Origin of the sequence: Cytobacillus sp. OWB-43, from assembly GCF_034651445.1 — a bacterium.
Taxonomy (GTDB): domain Bacteria; phylum Bacillota; class Bacilli; order Bacillales; family Cytobacillaceae; genus Cytobacillus; species Cytobacillus kochii.
The window spans coordinates 1,479,937-1,498,437 of sequence record NZ_JAYEFF010000001.1 but is presented as its reverse complement, the minus strand read 5'-3'; the positions used below and the strand labels follow the sequence as shown (position 1 = coordinate 1,498,437).

The 18,501-nt window shown below is 36.5% G+C and carries 20 protein-coding genes and 1 pseudogene; 19 read left to right on the top strand and 2 right to left on the bottom strand.

The window, feature by feature from the left end:
• The first annotated feature begins 2 nt into the window (after window positions 1-2).
• The 13 genes from aroB to U9M49_RS07210 all read left to right on the top strand — a co-directional run bounded on the left by aroB (window position 3) and on the right by U9M49_RS07210 (window position 11,814).
• Window positions 3-1,085: a 3-dehydroquinate synthase gene (gene aroB, locus U9M49_RS07270; RefSeq protein WP_095372761.1), complete on the top strand. Its 1,083-nt coding sequence runs from the start codon at window positions 3-5 to the stop codon at window positions 1,083-1,085.
• 2 nt (window positions 1,086-1,087) lie between these two features.
• Window positions 1,088-1,462, top strand: coding sequence for a chorismate mutase (gene aroH, locus U9M49_RS07265; RefSeq protein WP_095372762.1), 375 nt, complete (start codon window positions 1,088-1,090; stop codon window positions 1,460-1,462).
• 20 nt (window positions 1,463-1,482) lie between these two features.
• Window positions 1,483-2,583, top strand: coding sequence for a histidinol-phosphate transaminase (gene hisC / locus U9M49_RS07260; RefSeq protein WP_322909557.1), 1,101 nt, complete (start codon window positions 1,483-1,485; stop codon window positions 2,581-2,583).
• A 150-nt stretch (window positions 2,584-2,733) separates the two neighbouring features.
• Window positions 2,734-3,840: a prephenate dehydrogenase gene (locus U9M49_RS07255; RefSeq protein WP_095372764.1), complete on the top strand. Its 1,107-nt coding sequence runs from the start codon at window positions 2,734-2,736 to the stop codon at window positions 3,838-3,840.
• Between the two features lie 28 nt (window positions 3,841-3,868).
• Window positions 3,869-5,164, top strand: coding sequence for a 3-phosphoshikimate 1-carboxyvinyltransferase (gene aroA, locus U9M49_RS07250; RefSeq protein WP_307313051.1), 1,296 nt, complete (start codon window positions 3,869-3,871; stop codon window positions 5,162-5,164).
• A gap of 149 nt (window positions 5,165-5,313) precedes the next feature.
• Entirely contained in the window at window positions 5,314-6,213 is a 900-nt protein-coding gene (locus U9M49_RS07245; RefSeq protein ID WP_322909556.1) for a hypothetical protein, read from the top strand.
• 21 nt (window positions 6,214-6,234) lie between these two features.
• Complete coding sequence (locus U9M49_RS07240; protein ID WP_095372766.1) at window positions 6,235-7,497, top strand: tetratricopeptide repeat protein; 1,263 nt, start codon at window positions 6,235-6,237, stop codon at window positions 7,495-7,497.
• Window positions 7,498-7,572: 75 nt separating this feature from the next.
• On the top strand, window positions 7,573-8,115 hold the full coding sequence (locus U9M49_RS07235; protein WP_095372767.1) for a ReoY family proteolytic degradation factor: 543 nt from the start codon (window positions 7,573-7,575) through the stop codon (window positions 8,113-8,115).
• 414 nt (window positions 8,116-8,529) lie between these two features.
• Entirely contained in the window at window positions 8,530-8,994 is a 465-nt protein-coding gene (locus tag U9M49_RS07230) for a YpiF family protein (RefSeq protein ID WP_095372768.1), read from the top strand.
• Between the two features lie 149 nt (window positions 8,995-9,143).
• Complete coding sequence (locus U9M49_RS07225) at window positions 9,144-9,641, top strand: ubiquinol-cytochrome c reductase iron-sulfur subunit (protein ID WP_095372769.1); 498 nt, start codon at window positions 9,144-9,146, stop codon at window positions 9,639-9,641.
• A gap of 13 nt (window positions 9,642-9,654) precedes the next feature.
• Window positions 9,655-10,329, top strand: coding sequence for a menaquinol-cytochrome c reductase cytochrome b subunit (gene qcrB / locus U9M49_RS07220; protein WP_095372770.1), 675 nt, complete (start codon window positions 9,655-9,657; stop codon window positions 10,327-10,329).
• A gap of 36 nt (window positions 10,330-10,365) precedes the next feature.
• Window positions 10,366-11,133: a menaquinol-cytochrome c reductase cytochrome b/c subunit gene (locus U9M49_RS07215; RefSeq protein WP_095372771.1), complete on the top strand. Its 768-nt coding sequence runs from the start codon at window positions 10,366-10,368 to the stop codon at window positions 11,131-11,133.
• Between the two features lie 75 nt (window positions 11,134-11,208).
• Window positions 11,209-11,814: a DUF1405 domain-containing protein gene (locus U9M49_RS07210; protein WP_095372772.1), complete on the top strand. Its 606-nt coding sequence runs from the start codon at window positions 11,209-11,211 to the stop codon at window positions 11,812-11,814.
• A gap of 519 nt (window positions 11,815-12,333) precedes the next feature.
• Here U9M49_RS07210 and U9M49_RS07205 read toward each other — a convergent pair.
• Window positions 12,334-12,844, bottom strand: a pseudogene (locus tag U9M49_RS07205) (IS1595 family transposase); the annotation flags it as partial.
• A gap of 348 nt (window positions 12,845-13,192) precedes the next feature.
• On the opposite strand from U9M49_RS07205, the gene U9M49_RS07200 reads away from it, so the two are divergent.
• Together U9M49_RS07200 and U9M49_RS07195 are read left to right on the top strand one after the other, a co-directional pair.
• Complete coding sequence (locus tag U9M49_RS07200) at window positions 13,193-13,984, top strand: sporulation protein YpjB (protein WP_095372774.1); 792 nt, start codon at window positions 13,193-13,195, stop codon at window positions 13,982-13,984.
• 386 nt (window positions 13,985-14,370) lie between these two features.
• Window positions 14,371-15,048, top strand: a complete 678-nt coding sequence (locus tag U9M49_RS07195; RefSeq protein WP_095372775.1) for a zinc metallopeptidase — start codon at window positions 14,371-14,373, stop codon at window positions 15,046-15,048.
• 66 nt (window positions 15,049-15,114) lie between these two features.
• Here the strand turns inward: U9M49_RS07195 and U9M49_RS07190 are convergent, their stop codons facing one another.
• Window positions 15,115-15,984 carry a YitT family protein gene (locus U9M49_RS07190; protein WP_095372776.1) on the bottom strand — a complete coding sequence of 290 codons (870 nt, stop codon included), beginning with the start codon at window positions 15,982-15,984 and terminating at the stop codon, window positions 15,115-15,117.
• A gap of 242 nt (window positions 15,985-16,226) precedes the next feature.
• Between U9M49_RS07190 and U9M49_RS07185 the strand changes: the two genes are divergently transcribed.
• Genes U9M49_RS07185 through bshB1 form a run of 4 tightly spaced genes read left to right on the top strand, consistent with a single transcriptional unit; the run spans window position 16,227 to window position 18,499 of the window.
• Window positions 16,227-16,577, top strand: coding sequence for a nucleotide pyrophosphohydrolase (locus tag U9M49_RS07185; RefSeq protein ID WP_322909555.1), 351 nt, complete (start codon window positions 16,227-16,229; stop codon window positions 16,575-16,577).
• Complete coding sequence (gene dapB, locus U9M49_RS07180) at window positions 16,564-17,364, top strand: 4-hydroxy-tetrahydrodipicolinate reductase (RefSeq protein ID WP_095372778.1); 801 nt, start codon at window positions 16,564-16,566, stop codon at window positions 17,362-17,364. Before U9M49_RS07185 ends, dapB begins: the two co-directional genes overlap by 14 nt.
• A gap of 17 nt (window positions 17,365-17,381) precedes the next feature.
• On the top strand, window positions 17,382-17,786 hold the full coding sequence (gene mgsA / locus U9M49_RS07175) for a methylglyoxal synthase (protein ID WP_224937444.1): 405 nt from the start codon (window positions 17,382-17,384) through the stop codon (window positions 17,784-17,786).
• 2 nt (window positions 17,787-17,788) lie between these two features.
• Window positions 17,789-18,499, top strand: coding sequence for a bacillithiol biosynthesis deacetylase BshB1 (bshB1, locus tag U9M49_RS07170; protein ID WP_095372780.1), 711 nt, complete (start codon window positions 17,789-17,791; stop codon window positions 18,497-18,499).
• Window positions 18,500-18,501 lie beyond the last annotated feature (2 nt).

Genomic DNA, 18,501 nt, shown 5'->3' with positions numbered 1-18,501 from the left:
AGATGGTGCAGCTGCAAATTTCAACTCAACATCACTCTTATCCAGTCGTTATTGGTAGCGGTGCTATTCATGGTGTACAAGCATTCATTCAAGAAAATATGAAGGAAGTCACCAATATTGGCATCATTATTGATGAAAAGGTAGCGGATATTTATTGGAACGACTTAAAGGCAGCTTTTAGTGAGCTGCCCTTCTCCGTTTACATTGCACCTAGCGGAGAAAATGCCAAGACTTTTGATGTCTATTATGACATTACCGGCTTTTTACTTGAGAAAAAGCTCGATAGAAAATCGCTTATTATTGCAATAGGTGGAGGGGCAATTGGTGACTTGGCAGGGTTTGTTGCTTCTACATTCATGAGAGGTATCCCTTTTATACAGATACCAACTACCATTCTTGCTCACGATAGTGCAGTAGGTGGTAAAGTAGCCATCAATCATCCTTTAGGAAAGAATATGATTGGTTCTTTTCATCAGCCGGAAGCAGTTTTTTATGATTTAGAATTTTTGCAATCACTATCCTTGCAAGAAAAACGCTCAGGGTTCGCTGAAGTAATTAAGCATGGACTCATTCATGATGAAGTGTTTTATGCACAGATGCGTAGTGAACTCCATACGCTAGAAGAACTTTCTCCTACGTTACTTTCATCCTTTTTAACAAGAGGCATAGAAATAAAAGGAGAGTTTGTCGCAGCGGATGAAAAAGAAAAAGGTGTGCGAGCATATTTAAACTTTGGTCATACATTAGGTCATGCGATTGAGGCTGAAATGGGCTACGGCGGTTGGACGCATGGTGAATCGGTCGCAGTTGGAATGATTTTTGCTCTTAAATTAAGTCAGAAAAAATTAAATCTTTCATTTAATGTAGAAGATTTCACACAATGGTTACAGATTTTAGGATATACAACCACGATTCCCGATCATATAAGTCATGAAAAACTATTAAAAAGAATGAAACAAGATAAAAAGAGTGTGGCAGGCCAAGTAAAGTTTGTGTTGTTAACCAGAATCGGGAAACCAGTTTTAGAGGATATTTCCGATGAAATCATACTAGAAGAATTGGCAAGCTTTCATAAGGGGGGATAAAGGTGATACGTGGGGTGAGAGGTGCGGTTACTGTTGAAAAGAATGAAGAAAAAGAAATAGTGGCAGCTACCGAGCAGTTGCTACGGGAAATGATTAAGGAGAATCATATAGACGCACATTCTGTCGTAAGTGTATTTATTTCTGTAACAGATGACATCACAGAAGCCTTTCCAGCAAAGGCGCTCCGGGCAATTGAGGGATGGACATATGTGCCAGTCATGTGTATGAGAGAAATTCCTGTTCCAAAAGGTTTAACAAAATGTATTCGGGTAATGATGCATGTGAACACGGAGATTGCTCAAGAAAAAATTTCTCATATTTATTTAGGAAATGCAGTATCATTACGACCGGATTTACAACAAGAATTAAATAGATAAAGAAGAGGAGTATGAGGAAAATGAAGTGGAAGCAGCAAATATTAAATTTGACCCCTTACCAACCTGGAAAATCTATAGATGAAGTAAAAAAACAATATGGCCTAAGTGAAATAACAAAACTTGCTTCTAATGAAAATCCCTTCGGTTGTTCACCAAAAGCGTCAGAGGCAATTCAGCAACCTTCTGCATTTTTTGCTTTATATCCGGACGGCTATGCTACAAATTTGCGTGAAGCCCTAGCTAGTCATCTTGGTGTGAGTCAGGATCAATTAATCTTTGGAAATGGCTCGGATGAGACAATTATGATGCTTTCTCGTGCATTATTAAGTCCTGAAACAAATACTGTTATGGCTACACCAACCTTTCCTCAATATAAACATAATGCAATCATTGAAGGAGCGGAGGTACGTGAGGTACCGCTTAAAGAAGGGCAACATGATCTAGAGAATATGTTAGCGCAAATTGATGAGCAAACAGCAATCGTTTGGGTTTGTAGTCCGAACAACCCAACTGGCACCTATATTCCCAACGATGAACTAGTGGCGTTTATAAGTAAAGTTCCTGAAGATGTATTAGTTGTACTAGATGAAGCGTATTGTGAATATACGACAGCAGAAGATTATCATGATTCCATTAAAATTGTTGAGGCTTTTCCACATGTCATCGCTCTTCGTACTTTCTCTAAGATTTATGGACTTGCTAGCCTACGTATTGGTTACGGGATTGCTCAAGCACCACTCATTCGCGCGTTAGAGCCAGTCAGGGAACCATTCAATGCCAACCGCTTCGGTCAAGAGGTAGCTATACAAGCATTATCTGACGATGTGTTCATTGAAAAATGTAGACAAGAAAATCGAAGTGGATTAGCGCAATTTTATCAATTTTGTGAGGAAAACGGATTAGATTACTACCCATCCCAAGGAAATTTTATTTTGATCGACTTTGCTGTGGAGGGAAATCGCGTGTTTCAATCACTATTAGAAAAGGGCTATATTGTTAGATCGGGTCAAGCCTTAGGGTTTCCTACAGCTGTTCGTGTAACAGTTGGATCAAAGGAACAAAATGACGGTGTTATACAAGCGATGTCTCAATTTCTATCTGAAATCAAGACAGTATCTTAATTAGGAATTTTTTATTTCAGAGGCGAAATTCGTCTCTGAAATTGTTTTACACGAAAAAGTATTTGTAGGGTAGTGGTGTTTTTCTATTTAATAGTTTACCCTCATACCTTCGTCAATCAATGAGTTTTCTAACAAGAGGTGTGTTAAAACATGAATGGACAAGTATTTGTTATTGGTCTAGGATTAATCGGTGGTTCTATTGCACTTTCAATTAAGCATACTCATCTTGAAGCCAAATGTAGCGGTTATGATGTAAATAAAGAACAGTTAAAACTCGGTAAGATGCTGGGTGTAATTGATGAGTCAGTTTCAACTATTCGTGAAGGTGCTGAGAAGGCTGACCTGATTATTATTGCTACACCAGTAAATGAGACAAAAAGAATAGTAGAAGAACTCGCACACATGAATCTTAAAAGAGATGTAATTATAACCGATGCGGGAAGTACGAAGAAAGAAATTATATCATCTGCCAATTATTTAAAACAAAAAGGTTTTACATTCATTGGCGGTCATCCGATGGCCGGTTCACATAAGAGTGGTGTATCTGCAGCCAGACGACTTTTATTTGAGAATGCCTTCTATCTTTTAACACCTGAACCACATATTACGGAAGAGAAAATCGATCGTTTAAAAGAGTGGCTGACAAGTACAAAGGCTAAGTTTATTACAGTGACACCACATGAGCACGATTACTTAACAGGTGTGATTAGTCATTTCCCGCATATTATTGCTGCTTCTCTCGTTCGTCGAGCAGAAGAGAGTAGTCAAACACAAAAGCTCATTCCTCGTCTTGCTGCAGGTGGTTTTAGGGATATCACAAGAATTGCTTCTAGTAGCCCAGCGATGTGGCGTGATATACTCTTGCAAAATAATGAGGTGTTATTAGGTTTATTAGAAGACTGGAAAAAAGAAATGAACTATGTCTATGATATGCTTACTACTGCGGATAATGAAGAGATCTTTCAATATTTTCAATCTGCCAAAACCTTTCGTGATGAAATGCCACAAAAACAAAAAGGAGCCATTCCGGCCTTTTATGACCTATTTGTCGATGTCCCTGATTATCCAGGGGTCATTTCGGAAATTACTGGTTATTTAGCAAAAGAAGAGATTAGTATCACAAATATTAGTATTAGAGAAACGAGAGAAGAAATAACTGGCGTGCTTGTGATTAGCTTTCAAACAGAAGAGGATCGTGATCGTGCAATAGATTGCATAAATAGACAAACATCTTTTGAACATACAATTGGCATGTAACTATGTTAAAAAAAAAGGGTGATTAAGTGTGAGTGTAAAGAATTTGAATTTTACACATAATGGATTATCTGGTGAGATTCATATCCCTGGTGATAAATCGATTTCTCATCGGTCGATTATGTTCGGTTCAATTGCAAAAGGGAAAACAGTCGTTAAGAATTTTTTAGCTGGTGAAGATTGCCTTAGTACAATTGCTTGTTTTAGAAAACTTGGTGTTAAAATAGAGCATGAAGATCAAACAGTTATTATTCATGGTGAAGGTATTGACGCCCTAAAAGAACCAGAAGAAGTGCTTGATGTCGGTAATTCAGGAACAACCATTCGTCTCATTATGGGTATCCTTTCTGGGCGCCCTTTTCATAGTGTTTTAATCGGTGATTCGTCCATTGGTAAACGTCCTATGACAAGAGTGGTTGGACCCTTAAAGGAGATGGGTGCTAAAATAGAGGGACGTCAATCAGGTGAGTTCACTCCCTTATCTGTTACTGGTGGTGAGCTTGAATCAATCACCTACACTTTACCAGTAGCTAGTGCTCAAGTGAAATCTGCCATCATCCTTGCTGGATTACAAGCAAAAGGGACAACAAAGATTATTGAACCTGAAAAAACGAGAGATCATACAGAAAGAATGATTCATGCCTTCAGTGGAAATGTTTCAAATGATAATGGAACGATTTCAGTTGAAGGTGGTCAGTCATTTACAGCAACGAATCTTATTGTACCAGGAGATATTTCCTCAGCTGCCTTTTTCCTAGCAGCAGGAGCTATCGTACCTAATAGTAAAATCGTCCTTAAAAATGTGGGTTTAAATCCAACAAGAACAGGTATCATTGATGTACTAAAAGAAATGGGTGCAAAAATGACGATTGAGCCTTATGAGAGTAACGGTCACGAGGAGCCGGCGGGTGATATCTTTATTGAAACATCTGAACTTAAAGGTGTGACAATTGACGGAGATAAGATTCCGAGATTAATTGATGAAATACCAATTATTGCCCTACTTTCGACACAAGCTACCGGGAAAACGATTATTAAAGATGCGCAAGAATTAAAAGTAAAAGAAACGAATCGTATTGATACAGTTGTGAATGAGTTGAAAAAACTAGGTGCAAATATTGAAGCAACTGATGATGGGATGATTATTGAAGGTCAAACTTCTCTATCGGGAGGAACTGTCGAGAGCTATGGTGATCATCGTATTGGTATGATGCTGTCCATTGCTTCATTAATTTCAGACGGGGATATAGAACTCTATCAGCCAGATGCTATCGCTGTTTCATATCCAAGCTTCTTTGATCATATTGATCATTTATTAGTAAAATAATTCATATCTATTCGCTTGTGGTACATGCCAATGATGACATACGGTATGCACCACAAGTTTTTCTTTTTGTGAGCGAAATGTAAAAACTAATCATATATTCTTGTTTTCATCATAGCTTGTCTAAAAAGATGAGATAAGGATGATGATAAATGGTATATATGATTGAGAACGTTTATCGGCAGAATAAAAGCAAGGGCGCCTATGTTCCTACCTCTTACGTTATCGGTAATGAGAAAATCCTTGCCGTTAGAGAAGCACCCTTTAGGCAATATACGTATATGAAAATAGACGGAGATCCGTACGTGATTTCTCCTCCCCTTGTTAAGTATGTTGAGACAATACCTGACGATATGCCTAACTTCTTTCTTTCTGAGCTGATTTTAAAGGGGTGTCTAGTGTTTATGACGAAGGTGGAAATAAGCTATAAACATCAATTAAAGTCAGCTATCCAACTGTTGGATGATAAGCTGAAAATTTCTCCAATTGATTATTTGTTAGGGGTGCAATTGCCATTGGCTTCACTGCAACCAGACATGATAAGATTATTAAGAAAAGAAAAAATTCCTGCTGTTTTTGTGGAAATAACGGGAATCAATGATTTAGACGATATGCCATGGGGATGGGTGAAAGAAGCGTTCTTTCCTTACTTTAGTACCTTAATCCCTATTTTTAAGCTTGTTGATAATGAAAAAGACTACCGTTTACTGCAACAAAAGTGGGTGTATTATATGAAAAAGCATCGCCTGCCATATGTGGCTCATCCATTGAGAAATGGTGAATTAATCAATGAGCAAACGCAAGCAACAATCGGTATATACCCTTTTAAAACACAATTACAACCTGGATTAGAAGCGAATTATAATTTTTACAAACGAGGCAGGGAAATCACAAATATTGAAGAATTAGATGTATATCATTATCATAGAGAGAGGCTGGTCATCTCATGCTTACGTGGGAGAGTCTTACGGGCAGGTGATTGGCATCATCCGCTTGAAGGATTTGGTAAGAGAGTCATGATTAAGACACCATCATACTACCAGCTATCATAATAGTATTGAAAGGATATAGATATGGATAAAGTAAAAAAGATTATTGCCTTGTTAGAAAATGGGTTACATGATGAGGCATTAGAAAAATATAAAGAAATACTTTCTCACGGTACACATGAAGAAAGGTTTGTTTTAGCGGAAGAACTGATGCAATATGGGTTTCTAAAGGAGGCACACCAACTAATAGAGAGGCTGTTAGATGCCTACCCTGAGGAAGGCGAACTGCTTGTAATGAAAGCAGAAATCTTCATTGATCTAGGAAATGAAGAAGAAGCAGTGCTCGTATTAGAGCAAGTAAATCAACAAGATGCTAGTTATCCCCAAGCCTTATTATTGTTGGCAGACTTATATCAGATGGAAGGTTTATATGAGGTCAGTGAAAGGAAGTTATTAGATGCGAAAGCGATACTTCCCGATGAGCCAATTATCGATTTTGCCTTAGGTGAGTTGAGTGCAGAGCAAGGAAAATTTTTAGAAGCAGTTAAATTATATGAAAAAGTACTGACAAAAAAGGAGCTTATTGGCGGTGTTAACGTTAACCAAAGAATGGCTGAAAGTTTAAGTGCAGGTGGAGCTTTTGAGGAAGCATTGCCTTATTATGAAAAAGCGCTTGAAGAAAAGTTGGAAATACATACGCTATTTAGCTATGCATTCACAGCTTTACAAGCTGGTTATAATCAAGTAGCCATTGAGAAATTTAATGAACTCAAAGAAATAGATCCAGAATTTCACTCGCTGTATTTGCATCTGGCAAAGGCATATGAACGTGAAGAACAAGTTCAAGAAGCTTTAGCAACAGTAAAACTGGGAATTAAACAAGATGAATATAATAAAGAACTTTATTTTTATGGTGGTAAGCTAGCCTTGAAAATTCCAGATGAACAACTAGCAGTTGACCTCCTAAGAGAAGCGTTAGCGATTGATCCAGAATATATTGATGCTGCTATTGTGATAAATAAAGTTTTTATGAATAACGAGCGTTTCAATGATGTAATTGAAATTGCAGAATTAATGCAAAGCGCAGAAGTGATTGATCCACAACTATTATGGGATGCAGCAAAAAGTTATCAAGAAATAGAAGAATATTCACAGGCATTAAACAAATACAATGAAGCATATACTTATTTTAAACAGCAGCCGGATTTCTTGGCAGACTATGGATATTTTCTAATTGAAGAAGGAAAACGAAAGGAGGCTGCCGAACTTTTTAGTAAGCTTACTCGTTTGGAACCTCACAACGAAGAATATCAGGATATCCTGCAGCGGCTTTCAGATGAGTCGTAGAGGTTTGCATCATCAGAAAGTCTACCTGAAGCTTAAGTAAAAAAAATTAAAGCTGCAGCAGAGGAGGGAATCAAAATGACGGCCCCTGTATCTGTCAATGAAAAGAAAGACTTTATTCGTTGGTTTCTTAATCATTATCAGTTAAAAAGAAGAGAGTGTGTTTGGATTCTTAACTACTTAATGAGTCATGATCAATTAATGGAGAAGGTTCATTTTGTGGAACAGGCTCAGTATTGTCCGAGAGGATTAATTATGTCTACACATTGTGTCGATGAAGCGCCTTTTCGTTTTTACAAAGAGAATGTAATGACAACTGACGCAGAAAAGTCATTTCATGATATCCGCTTAAATAGAGAAGAAGATATATTTATTCAGTTGAACTTCCATGCTGCCAATAAAGCTCATCAATATGCAGCGGTGTTAGAAGAAAATCCTTTTATGCCAAAGACATTAAGAATAAGTGAAAAAGACCGTATGATAGCTGAAAGATTCTTAACAGAGAGCTTAGCGCGTTTTCAAAAGGAAAAATTACTCAAAGAAATTGATGAGGCATTAGATAAACAAGATAAAGAAAGATTTATTCAATTAACAACAAAATTGAATAAACTTCAAACATAGGTTTTTTCTTTATATTTATAGAAAAGTACAGATAAAAAAGATATGCTTCCTGTTTTTCAAGGGAGTCATATCTTTTTTTTTTGATTTCATTATATGTTAAGACGAATAGATGATGAAATGAAAACAGGGGGCATATTATTCTTGTGAAAAGCGAATGCGGAAAGTCCTAATAAAGCACCAAGCTTTTTGAGTTTAATTCTAGAGTTTTAAGGTTTTAATTAAAACAATGGGCATGTAAGAGGCTAATGAATCTAAGGAATATTTATAATCCCTTTTCCATCGTCGTCTAAGTATAAAAAGTATATTTAATTAATTCTGAAATGTTCAAAAAATAGACACTGTTGCCTTTTGATAGAAGGTCATTTCCGTGGTATGATAAATAAGGAATATTAAGGCGTAATTGGAGTGATTAGGATGAAGTGGCATACACAGGATATACAATTGTTTTTGAAAGAAAGAGATTATATTGATACAGTCATACTTCCTCTTTATCCGGTATCTTTTGCAGATGATATAAAGCAAACAGTAGCAATGACCGAATTTATTAACCTCTTATCTGGGCAACTTGAAAAGCAATTTAAAGGCAGAATTCTTATGTTACCAGGAATGAGCTATCTAAAGACAATTTCTGAGGAAAAACGGCTTGCGGATTTAATAGAATGGGAAAAAGAATTAATTTCTCAAGATTTTAAACATATTTTTTACATAACTTCTGATAGTGATTGGAAAACTGTAGAAGAACAGTTAGATGGAGGGTTAATTTGGATGCCTTCAATTCCGCTTGATAACATGGATGATCAGTACAAGCTTTCAATTTTAGAAGATCAGGTAAAACAATTACTGAATGTATTTGTGAAAAAATGGCAGAATAATGATTGAAGAGTCACATAAATCTCATAGTTGTGATGATTCAGTGAAGGATTATATTGACCTTCCATAAAGATTGATATATCATTGGTATGTCCTAGTTTTATATTGTGTTGAACTTTGTCCGTTGGACTTAACTTCATAATAGAGGGGGGAAAAGTATGAGCAAAAATCGTGTGACAAGACGTCAATTCCTTAATTACACACTCACAGGTGTAGGCGGATTCATGGCAGCAGGAATGTTGTTACCTATGGTGCGGTTTGCAGTAGATCCGGTCCTACAAAAGAAAGGTGAAAGCGATTTTATTGCAACAAATCAGAAGGTAGCTGACCTAACAACTGAGCCTACTAGGGTTGACTATTCGTTTGAACAACAAGATGGCTGGTATTCTTCGGAAGAAACTGGAACTGCATGGGTTTACAAAGATGAGAATGATAAAGTTGTCGCATTATCACCTGTATGTAAACATTTAGGTTGTACAGTTAACTGGAATGGAGATAAGGCAAATGAAAATCATTTCTATTGTCCTTGTCACGGAGGTCTTTATACAAAAGATGGTACAAATGTTCCAGGTACACCACCAATTGCAGCACTTGATGTTTTTCCAACAAAAGAAGTAGATGGGTTCTTACACTTAGGTAAGGCAGAACCGCGATAAGGAGGCGTAATCATTGTTCAATAAAATTTATGATTGGATTGATGAACGTTTGGATATTACGCCAATTTGGCGAGATATTGCTGACCACGAAGTACCTGAGCATGTAAACCCAGCGCATCACTTTTCGGCGTTTGTTTACTGCTTCGGAGGTCTAACGTTCTTTGTAACTGTCATTCAAATCTTATCTGGAATGTTCTTAACGATGTACTATGTTCCAGATATCAAAAATGCTTGGGAGTCTGTGTATTATTTACAAAACCATGTAGCATTCGGACAAATTGTTCGTGGCATGCATCACTGGGGAGCTAGCTTAGTTATTGTTATGATGTTTTTACATACTTTACGCGTATTCTTCCAAGGTGCTTACAAAAAACCACGTGAATTAAACTGGCTCGTTGGAGTAGGAATATTCTTTGTAATGTTAGCACTTGGATTAACAGGCTATCTATTACCATGGGATATGAAAGCTTTATTTGCAACAAAAGTTACCATTCAAATTGTCGAATCAACTCCATTTATTGGTGAAATGTTAAAAACACTTATTGCTGGGGATGCATCTATTGTCGGAGCTCAAACGATAACACGATTCTTCGCCATTCACGTTTTCTTCCTACCAGCAGTATTATTTGGCTTAATGGCTGCTCACTTTATTATGATTCGTAAACAAGGTATTTCTGGTCCATTGTAAAATGAAATCTTCTATTAAAAGGAGGGGAATTATTACATGCATCGCGGAAAAGGAATGAAATTCGTAGGTGATTCCCGTATATCTGCTGAACGTAAGACTTTCATTCCGAAAGATTATTCGGAATATCCAGGCAAAACAGAAGCTTTCTGGCCAAACTTCTTACTGAAAGAATGGATGGTAGGAGCCGTTTTCCTAGTAGGTTTCTTATGTTTAACAATTGCGCACGAACCACCGCTTGAAAAAATCGCGGATCCGAGTGATACAGCTTATATTCCGCTACCAGACTGGTATTTCTTATTCTTATATCAATTGCTAAAATACACATATGCATCAGGACCATATAATGTTATTGGTGCATTTATTATTCCAGGATTAGTATTTGGTGCACTTGCATTGGCGCCATTTATCGATCGCGGTCCTGAACGTAGACCTTCAAAACGTCCTTTTGCCACAGGTTTTATGTTACTTGCATTGGCGGGGGTTACCTTCCTTACATGGGAATCAGTTGCTCACCATGACTGGGAGGCTGCAGCAGAACAAGGGAAAATCGTTGCTGATGCTGAAGTCGATACCGAGGCAGAGGGGTATAAGCTCATGGAAGCGAATACTTGTTTAACTTGCCACGGTAATGAATTGCAAGGTGGTGCAGGTGCACCTGCTTTAATCGATGTTGAATTATCACCTGAAGAAATTAAAGATGTGATTCAAAACGGCCGTGGAGCTATGCCAGCAGGTATATTCACAGGTAGTGATGAAGAACTTGATAAAGTGGTCGAATTTATCGACAGTATAGAATCTGAATAAAGTGAAAAAGAAGCTGACCAGCAGTTGTCAGCTTCTTTTCGTATCGTACATAAAAAGTAGTAAGTGAGGTAGTCTATGAAACAAATATATACGATATTGGGTAATCGAAGCTTTTTAATTCTTCTATTAATCATCAATATTGCCGGGACTGTATATGGTTACGATTGGTATATGTGGCAATTAGTTGATACACCAGCAATATTCCTTCCATTTGTTCCTGATAGTCCAACTGCTAGTTTGTTTTTTGTTATTGTTCTTATTGCCTTTTTATTAGGTAGAAATTGGCCTATTTTTGAAGCACTCGCAATTGTTACACTCGTGAAATACGGTATCTGGGCAGTTGTGATGAATTTACTTGTGTTTCAAGTGACTGGTGAAGTGGAGATAACGGCGCTCATGCTTATTATTTCCCATGGTGCTATGGCTGTACAAGGTGTGCTCTATGCCCCTTTTTATCGCATAAAGGCTTGGCATCTTATAATTGCTGCTATCTGGACTTTGCATAATGATGTGATTGACTACGTTTTCTTTATGTTACCGAGATATTCTGTACTTAATGAATATATTCCTCAAATCGGTTATTTTACTTTCTGGCTTAGCATATTTTCTTTAGGCTTGACCTATCTATTATGTATTCGAAAAGGGCGATTTCAGCTGAAAATGCCTTCGATTCATCAATAACCTTTTATCAATAAGCTATGTTAAAAATTAATGTTTATATTTATAGAAAAAAGGAACTTCCGATTTATGGAAGTTCTTTTGCTTAATATTTGCTTCTTCTATTATCGCAATCTTTAATCAAACACTTGTTACCTTGTTAATTCTAAAAAAAATTCATAACGAAAGGGTATAAGTATAGTAAAGTGAGAATAAAAAAAGCAATCAAGCCTATTACGGATATTAAAAACACCCAAACTTTTTTTATCCTTAACTGTACATAAGCAGATACCAACACAAGAAAAATAAAAATACCAATCAATGAACCCCAACCCCAATTATAAATTGGGGCTCGGTGTGGGTCTGGTGCAGCAATGCTAAACATTGGACCTATACCAATAAGAGCTACTAATATGAATATTAATACGTGTACCAAATATACTGCTGACCTAAACAATTAAACCACCTTCACTCTCCAGTCTCGATTATTAGTACAAACAATCCTTTCTCCCTTAAAGGCCGTTTGCCGTATGAAAATAATTTCTATATCGTGAATTTTCTTAACTTTAATGTATCATATATATGCTTCTGTATTTTGTGTAAGGTTCCCTTGGATAATCAAGTCTTTTATAGTAACTACATTGTTCTGATACTGTATGCTTTCTAAGACTTGAAACCAAGAAGTAATTGTCTATCGTGATATCGTTGTATCCAACCTTTTTGCATTCCTTGATAATTGTTTACGTTCTGAATATGATAAAGACCTTTTGTGCGTACTTTTCCATCTGATTTGAGTTGATATATTTCCATTCCCTTTTCATTCGCGTAAACTTTAAAAGCTCTTCAGGCATCAGTACATTATATATTACCTTTTGAAAGCTTATGTCCAATTGCTTTATCTAATTTCCCTTTGGTTATTCTACCCATACCCAATGTACGTGAAATTTATTAATTTATCACGGCCTCTTGCGACTAGAACACATACTTGTTCTTTGCTTATGCCACGTTTCCTTGCAGCATCACACTTACGAGGCTTTCTTCCTTTTATCTCCTTAGATGATGCAGTTGGTTTTTCAATTAGATATTTTCTTAATCGGTGTTTCTCAGCTGGATTTAGTTTATGGATTGCTTTTAAAATATCAGTTACCTTCACATTCATCACCAACCTCGCTATTCATAGCTCGTTTGTTCGATAAAAACAAATATCAACAACAAAGATTAACATAGCCTATCAATAAAAAAATAAAGTTAGAACTTCCTTATAGAAGCCTTCTAGCTTTATTTCCTCATTATTGCCATATTGCTTCTAGTGTTTCGTAGATAAATCTATTGATTAATGGTCTAACCTTGTCCACATTGTCATACAATGCTATTAGCAATCCGATAAGGAGGACAGGTACGTATGAAATGGAGAGTTGTGGCTATTATTTTAGTTATTGCACTCATTTTCCCTTACATGATAGTAGCAGAGACAGAAAATGACGATGGTATGATGAATCAATTGGATCTATTATCAGATGAAGTTCTACACTTGGTTAAAGCGCAAAAATATGAAGATGCTAGTAGAATGTTGAATTATTTCACAGACCAATTTGTATTGGCTACAAGCACATCAACTGCGATGACGAGGGAAAGTTTGAGAACTGTCACATCTGTTCACCAAGAAGTAGTTGAAGAAATAAATAAAGAACAAAGCTCTTATGAGACGAAAGTACAAAAAGCAACAAAACTTCGGATATTAATGGACGCCCTATCTCCTGCGAAAGAACCGATGTGGCATGAAATGAAAGGTCCGATGTTAAGTACACTTGGGGAAGTAAGGGAGTCAATAGAAGCGGGTGATAGCGAGAGCTTTCATACACAGTATAATACCTTTCTCTCTCTTTATGATACGATTTATCCTTCATTAAAATTAGAAGTAGAGCCAGCAACTATTCAACAATTGCATACACGCATTCAATATATTGATCAATATCGTCGAGATGTAATGGTGAAAGAAGAAGGTAAAAGGGAACTAGAATTATTGAATAGTGAGCTAGAAGACATTTTTGATACAATTACGGATGATGAAGCTGATCCATCACTATGGTGGGTAATTATTTCAACTGGAAGTATAATTATCTTAACGCTTTCGTATGTCGGTTTTAAAAAATATAAGGGCGGAAAGAAAAAAGAAAAAAATCCAGAGAGCTAAGGCTAAACGCTTGAATTGTCTTATAAGAAAAAGGTAAAATAAAATCAAAGCATAAACATGATAAGCTTTTCCTTTAGATAAATTAAAGAAGGAAAAGGTAATGGGAGAATGAGATGGCAGGAAAAATGGACTTTCATCTTGAGGCATCTAGAGACGAAGCTACCCATTTTTTTTTGAATTGTTTGTAAGCAAGAATGGACCAATAATCAAGTTTTTTTAGAAACAAGTATCCATGTAAAGTCGTGTTTTCACTATTTACAAGGCCATTCTGTCATACTAAGAGACTAACTAAAAGCTTTAACTTAGTATGTGAATATTTCTTCCAGTGTTTGTCTACATGATGCACATGTAGATGATAAGCTTATACTTTATTAGGAGGTTCACCTATGTCGTTTTTGATTTACTTTATCATTATTATGATTGTCCCGATTGCTATTCAAATGTACTTGAAGAAGACGTATAAGAAACATTTACAAATATCTACTTCTTCAAATATGACTGGAGCAGAAGCGGCTAGAAAAGTTTTAGATGAAAATGGGCTTTATAATGTCTCTATCGAACCAGTAAAGGGGCAACTTTCAGACCATTATGATCCGAGAGATAAGACCGTGAGGTTATCTGAGGATAATTATTATGGATCTTCCATTGCTTCTGTATCAGTGGCGACACACGAAGTGGGTCATGCCATTCAAGATGCTGAAGACTATGCTTTCTTACGCTTTAGACATGCGCTTGTTCCAGTTGCGAACATTGGCTCTAACTTATCCTTCTTTTTCATCTTAGGAGGATTATTGTTTCAATTTACTGGTATGATGTTACTAGGTATCATTTTCTTTGCAGCAGCGGTATTATTCCAGGTAATTACATTACCGGTTGAGTTTAACGCCTCATCAAGAGCACTCAATGTTATGGTAAGCTCTGGTGTGATTAGAAATGATGAAGAGTCTGGCGCTAAAAAAGTATTAAATGCAGCAGCTCTAACTTATGTAGCGGCAACAGTTATCGCTGTTATGGAATTACTGCGTTTTGTTCTTGCTTTTATTGGCATGAACAATGATGATTAATATATTTTAAATGTCAAAGCAACTGCTCACTTGAGGTAGTTGCTTTTTGTTAGTTTTTTGGTAATCTCAGCGTTCTAAAGGTTTTTTGTTTTCATCCAATGTAAATCCTTCTCCTAAGACATCGTGCACTTGTGATACGGTGACAAATGCATTAGGATCAACTGAATGGATAAGGTTCTTCAATTTAGTTAGTTCATTTCGAGCCACTACGCAATATAATACTTCACGATCCAGCTTAGTAAATGACCCTCGACCTTTTAAAACTGTGACACCTCTCTCCATTTCATAGAGAATTTTCGCTGATATCTCTTCATTTTTCTCAGAGATAATCATTGCACCTCTTGCAGAATAAGCTCCTTCTTGGATAAAGTCGATTACTTTCGCGCCAACAAAAACGGCAACTAGAGTATACATTGCCTCATAATATTTGAGGTAAAAAATCAGTGATAATGCAATCACGCAAAAGTCAAATACAAACATCGTTTTACCCATAGAAGTACCGGTATACTTATTAACGAGTCGTGCAATTATATCAACGCCACCCGTTGTTCCACCATATCTGAAAATTATACCGAGACCAACACCGATAAAAACACCTGCGAACAGTGCAGCTAAAGTAAGATCATTCTTTAATGGCATATGTATTTGATATCTTTGGAATATTTCAAGGAAAAGAGAAACGCCTAGCGTACCAATAATCGTATAGATAAAGGCTTTTTTACCAAGTAGTTTCCATCCTATGAAAAATAAAGGAATATTCAAAATCAAATTCGTATAAGATGGATTCCAATCAAATAAGAAATACAATAAGAGCGTGATACCTGTAAAGCCACCTTCTGCTAAGTTGTTTTGCATATTAAAGTGAACAATACCGAAAGAGAATATACTAGCGCCAAACAGAATAAGGATAATATTCTTAATTTTCAATCCAAACATTCACTGTGCCCTCCGAAATAATGACATATATTACTTGCCATCTCATTATATAGATTCAATAGAGGATAAGCAATCACACATTAATAGGGGAGCATGGCAGCCGATTCTCGCATACATATACTATTTTTATGGGACAGAAATAAAGAATTAAACGATAGGAATTGTAAAAATGGTTATGTTTAGCTAACATGGAGAGTGTGAATAAAATGATTTGAAAAGGTATGTATATGAGGTGAGAAACAATGAGTAAGTCGATGGAAGAATTACAGAGGGAAGTAGATACCTATATTGGGCAATTTAAAGAGGGGTATTTTAGTCCACTTGCTATGGTGGCAAGATTAACAGAGGAATTAGGGGAGCTGGCAAGAGAAGTCAATCATACATATGGTGAAAAACCAAAAAAGAGTACAGAAAAAGAAAAAGCAATAGAAGAAGAAATGGGAGACATGCTTTTTGTTTTAATTTGTCTTGCTAATTCTCTAAAAATAGATTTAGCAAAAGCGCATGACCAAGTGATGCATAAGTTTCAAACGCGCGATAAAGATAGATGGACACGTATTGAAGAAGGGGGAAAAAATAATGAAGACAATTAAGATCGTGATTGCAGGTCCAAGAGGTAGAATGGGGAGTGAGGCAGTTAAGTTAGTTCAGAAAAAAGATAAATATGAATTAGTAGCTGTTGTAGATCATAAAAATGATGGTGGTAATTTAAGTGATTTTAAAGGCTTTGAGGGAATCGATGTTCCTGTTTATTCTGATATAGAAAAATGTTTTAAAAATGAAGATTGTGATGTTCTTATTGATTTAACCACGCCTGAAGTTGGTATGTATCATACGAAAACAGCGCTTACTTATGGAGTGAGACCAGTTGTTGGTACAACTGGATTTACCAAAGAGAACTTACAAGAACTAGAGGATTTATGTCATGAAACTAATTTAGGTGCGATTATTGCGCCAAACTTTGCAGTTGGTGCTGTGCTTATGATGAAATTTTCACAAATGGCAGCTAAGTACTTTAATGATGTAGAGATTATTGAAATGCATCATGATCAAAAACTAGATGCACCATCTGGCACTGCTGTTAAAACAGCTGAGATGATTCGTGATGTAAGAGAGAGTAAGCAACAAGGGCATCCTAATGAAAAGGAAACGCTAGCTGGAGCTCGTGGGGCTGATTTTGATGGAATGCATATCCACTCCGTTAGACTTCCTGGCTTAATTGCACATCAACAAGTAATGTTTGGTTCTAGTGGACAAACACTGCAAATTCGCCATGATTCATACAATCGCGAATCATTCATGAGTGGTGTTGCATTAGCTGTCGATACTGTAGTTAAAATTGATACGTTAGTTTACGGATTAGAAAATATTATCGAGTAAGTATGGAGGTGGTGCCGATGAACATTGCATTAATTGCTCATGACAAAAAGAAGAATGATATTGTGAATTTTTCTAAAGCGTATCAAGTTATTCTTTCACAGCACCAATTATTTGCAACTGGTACGACGGGTTTAAGGTTACAGCAGGAAGCTAATCTAACTGTGCATCGTTTTCAATCTGGACCACTTGGTGGGGATCAGCAAATTGGAAGTATGATTGCGCAAAATAAAATGGATCTCGTCTTGTTTTTTAGAGACCCGCTCACCGCACAACCACATGAACCAGATATTACGGCGTTAATCCGATTATGTGATGTTTACGCTGTACCATTAGCGACAAATATGGGCACAGCGGAAGTCCTAATTAAAGGACTTGAACGAGGAGATTTTTCCTGGAGAGAAATTATAAAAGAGAGTGAATAGAAATGAACGAAATAAAGCTTGATATCCTTGCTTTCGGAGCGCATGCCGATGATGTAGAAATCGGCATGTCAGGAACAATAGCGAAGTATGTGGAAAAAGGTTATAAAGTAGGGATTTGCGATTTAACAGAAGCCGAGCTGTCTTCTAACGGTAATCCTACTCTGAGGAAAACAGAAGCAATTGCAGCAGGGCGAATATTAAATGTGTCTGTAAGAGAAGGACTTCATTTAGGTGATAGACAGTTATTTTTAACAAGTGAGCGTATCAAACAGGTAGTAGAAATGATTAGGAAGTATCAGCCGACAATTGTCTTTGCACCATATGAAATAGATAGGCACCCGGATCATGCGAATGCAACGAAAATTGTTGAAGAAGCAGTCTTCTCTGCAGGTATTCGTAAATATCAAACAAATGAGTATCAAACGGATCATAAAGTGAAAAGCTTTTACTATTATATGATTAATGGTTTTCACCAACCTGATTTTATGATAGATATTACATCAACAATAGACAAAAAGATCGCCAGTTTAAATGCTTACCAAAGTCAATTCACAAAAACGGAGGGAGCTGTCGATACTCCGTTAACAAATGGCTATGTGGAAATGGTTGAAGCTAGAGAACGCCTATTTGGACAGCAAGTTGGTGTCAAATATGCAGAAGGTTTTAAGGTGAAAAAACCTTTGATGATCGAAAACGATTTATTTGGAGTGTAAGA

Excerpts from the sequence above, each read along its gene's own strand:
- U9M49_RS07215 (WP_095372771.1), top strand. The coding sequence starts at position 10,366 with ATGCATCGCGGAAAAGGAATGAAATTCGTAGGTGATTCCCGTATATCT.
- U9M49_RS07255 (WP_095372764.1), top strand. The coding sequence starts at position 2,734 with ATGAATGGACAAGTATTTGTTATTGGTCTAGGATTAATCGGTGGTTCT.
- U9M49_RS07235 (WP_095372767.1), top strand. The coding sequence starts at position 7,573 with ATGACGGCCCCTGTATCTGTCAATGAAAAGAAAGACTTTATTCGTTGG.
- U9M49_RS07210 (WP_095372772.1), top strand. The coding sequence starts at position 11,209 with ATGAAACAAATATATACGATATTGGGTAATCGAAGCTTTTTAATTCTT.
- hisC (WP_322909557.1), top strand. The coding sequence starts at position 1,483 with ATGAAGTGGAAGCAGCAAATATTAAATTTGACCCCTTACCAACCTGGA.
- bshB1 (WP_095372780.1), top strand. The coding sequence starts at position 17,789 with ATGAACGAAATAAAGCTTGATATCCTTGCTTTCGGAGCGCATGCCGAT.
- U9M49_RS07185 (WP_322909555.1), top strand. The coding sequence starts at position 16,227 with ATGAGTAAGTCGATGGAAGAATTACAGAGGGAAGTAGATACCTATATT.
- U9M49_RS07195 (WP_095372775.1), top strand. The coding sequence starts at position 14,371 with ATGTCGTTTTTGATTTACTTTATCATTATTATGATTGTCCCGATTGCT.
- U9M49_RS07240 (WP_095372766.1), top strand. The coding sequence starts at position 6,235 with ATGGATAAAGTAAAAAAGATTATTGCCTTGTTAGAAAATGGGTTACAT.
- U9M49_RS07200 (WP_095372774.1), top strand. The coding sequence starts at position 13,193 with ATGAAATGGAGAGTTGTGGCTATTATTTTAGTTATTGCACTCATTTTC.
- U9M49_RS07230 (WP_095372768.1), top strand. The coding sequence starts at position 8,530 with ATGAAGTGGCATACACAGGATATACAATTGTTTTTGAAAGAAAGAGAT.
- mgsA (WP_224937444.1), top strand. The coding sequence starts at position 17,382 with ATGAACATTGCATTAATTGCTCATGACAAAAAGAAGAATGATATTGTG.
- U9M49_RS07225 (WP_095372769.1), top strand. The coding sequence starts at position 9,144 with ATGAGCAAAAATCGTGTGACAAGACGTCAATTCCTTAATTACACACTC.
- U9M49_RS07245 (WP_322909556.1), top strand. The coding sequence starts at position 5,314 with ATGGTATATATGATTGAGAACGTTTATCGGCAGAATAAAAGCAAGGGC.
- dapB (WP_095372778.1), top strand. The coding sequence starts at position 16,564 with ATGAAGACAATTAAGATCGTGATTGCAGGTCCAAGAGGTAGAATGGGG.
- aroB (WP_095372761.1), top strand. The coding sequence starts at position 3 with ATGGTGCAGCTGCAAATTTCAACTCAACATCACTCTTATCCAGTCGTT.
- U9M49_RS07190 (WP_095372776.1), bottom strand. The coding sequence starts at position 15,984 with ATGTTTGGATTGAAAATTAAGAATATTATCCTTATTCTGTTTGGCGCT.